1 protein-coding gene is annotated in these 1,914 nt (G+C 30.3%); it reads left to right on the top strand.

The annotated features are described in order from the left end of the window. On the top strand, nt 1–1,516 hold a 1,516-nt coding region (locus ABZS58_RS51195), incomplete at its 5' end, for a relaxase/mobilization nuclease domain-containing protein (protein ID WP_354792106.1). Nucleotides 1,517–1,914 lie beyond the last annotated feature (398 nt).

Raw genomic sequence — 1,914 nt, 5'->3', positions numbered from 1 at the left:
GACAGTCATTAAAATGCCAAAACAATCGAACGGAACGGTTCATTCTTCAAAAGATTTAAACCAACTCATTGATTATGTGATGAACCCTGAAAAAACAAATGACTTTGAATATGTTTCCGGTCAAAATATTTTAGATATTCATTCAACCTGTGATGAAATGTTAGCGACACGAACAATGGCTATCGCTTTAAAAAACAAGCCACAAAAAAATGAAAGGTTCGGTTATCATTTTGTCCAATCTTTTTCTCCTGATGACCATTTAACGCCTGAACAAGCTCATGAAATTGGTTTAAAAACCATGAAAGAATATCTCGGAAATTCTGCGGAATTTATTATTGCCACTCATACCGATAAGCCACACCTCCATAATCATATTGTGCTTAATGCAACTGACCCTTTGACTTTAAATAAATTTCAACAATCAAAAAATGATTTGGAACGATTGAAAGAAATTTCTGATAACATTTCTAAAGAATATGGTTGTAAAATTATTGTCCGTCCTGAACAAAAACTAGGGAATTCTCACAAAAATTATTTGGTCTATCTTGCTCAAATTTCTTACCGGAAAGAGATTAAAAACAAACTTGAATTTTTGATGAACCATTCTCATACGTGGGAAGATTTTAAAGAAAAAGCAAGTGCCTTAAATTTAAAAGTGGACGATACTAAAAAATATACCACTTATCTTTTAGAGGGAAGCGAACAAACCAAAAAAATTAGAGATAGAAGTTTAAAAAATGATAAATTTTTAAAAGAAAATCTCAAAGGACGGATAGAAAAAAATACCATTGGTTATTCCGTTGAGGAAGTCGTGAAACTTTGGAAAGACAAAGAGAGTATTCAAGAAAAAAATCAAGAAAAAGAAATTTCAATTTTGGTAGAAGATTGGCAAATTGAGAAAGAAACTGAAAATTTTTTATACGTAACGATTGATACTGTTTTAGATAAAGAAGCGACAATAAAGATACCTGCACGTTGTGTCGATAAATTAGAAAATGGCGATTATCAAGTCTTTATCAAAAATAAAGACCGATTTTCTTATCTTGATAAGAAAAGTCCGGCAAACCATAAAATCATGTATGGAACAACTGTTGCTAAAAATCTACAACGACAAAGTGGAAATGTCCCTCTTTATTCTGACAATGCCAATATCAAACTCAAACAAGTCTTTCATGAGTTCGATTTCTTGATTAGTCAAGGACTTGGTTTTGATAGAAGTTTTGAAACCATAGGAAAGGACTTAAAAGCCACCTATCAAGAAACAGAAAAGCAATTAGATAAATTAAATACAAAGATTATAGAGTATGTCGAACAAAACAAAAGTTTAGATTATGTAGATACCACTATCAGAGATACCATTAAAAACCTAACAAAAGAACGTGATGATTTGCGAGATACTTTATATAAAGTCGATAAAAACATTCAATACTATCAAAAATCAGAACAGCGATTAGAAGCCTATCAAAAAAATCAAAGTCCAAAACATAAAGCACGTGATGATGATTTTGAAATTTAGTCCGTTGAAAATTCTGATAAGTGTACAATAAAACAAGTCGGATCTAAAATTTTTGTTTTTTAAAATTTAAGACCGGACTTTTTTATTTGAGTTTTGAAAAAACTCTATTTTTTACAAAGTAAAAAATAATGCTCCTGTCGTTGAGCAAACCAACGAAAAAGCACTAAAGAAATTGAAAAATGAATTTTTCACTCCCTTTAATGCTTGGAATACTCCTATAAGCTCATATTTTGCCTTTTAAGCCCTTTTAAATGGTTTTGAGTAGAATTATGCCACTTGAATAATAAAAAGCCCTAAAATCATTTTTAAGGGCTTTTATTTATTCTTTCAAACTTAGATATTTTATTTTTTGTAGAAATGGTATTTTTCTTCTGAAATAAAACCAGTCGTGCAATTCC

Source organism: Dactylosporangium sp. NPDC005555, assembly GCF_040605635.1.
GTDB lineage: Bacteria > Actinomycetota > Actinomycetes > Mycobacteriales > Micromonosporaceae > Dactylosporangium.
The sequence above is the reverse complement of the archived record's forward strand: the minus strand, read 5'-3'. Positions and strand labels throughout refer to the sequence as shown.